Genomic DNA, 462 nt, shown 5'->3' with positions numbered 1-462 from the left:
GGAACCACCTGCTCCGACATCCGACAAGTGGCGTCCCAAGGCCGGCGTCTATGCCGAACCTGGCAAGAACTTCCAGTTAGACTGTGATGAAAGTGGCGGCCTGACAATCGATCTCGGCAGGAAATCGGTCAGCGGTTACGAATGGAGCTGCAAGGTCAAGAAGATCAACGATCTCGGCCCGGGCTCGCTGAAGGTTGAAATGGTCTGTGACGATTACAATCTGGCGCAGAACCTCAACCCGCGCGATCCCAACTGGGATAGCAGACAATTCAACGAGATCATGTTCATCAAACAACTGGATGCGGCGGCGATCTCGGTCCAGAAAAGCCTGAACGGAAAGCTCAAGGATCCTCCCTGGCGCGCGGCTTACTGCCCTCTCAGTACACAGCGCGCGCTTGCTGAAGCGAGGCTAAGAGCCGAGGCAGAGGCCAAGCAAAAGGCCGAGGAAGCCAAGCGGAAGGC

Annotated in this window: 1 protein-coding gene; it reads left to right on the top strand. The window is 57.1% G+C overall.

Features of this window, described 5'->3' with window-relative positions:
- On the top strand, positions 1-462 hold a 462-nt coding region (locus I6F21_RS37740; RefSeq protein WP_225184386.1), incomplete at both ends, for a hypothetical protein.

The sequence above is a fragment of the Bradyrhizobium sp. NBAIM03 genome, from assembly GCF_020194055.1.
GTDB classification, from domain to species: domain Bacteria; phylum Pseudomonadota; class Alphaproteobacteria; order Rhizobiales; family Xanthobacteraceae; genus Bradyrhizobium; species Bradyrhizobium yuanmingense.
Note: the sequence above shows the minus strand (reverse complement) of the source record. Positions and strands in the feature narration are given on the sequence as shown.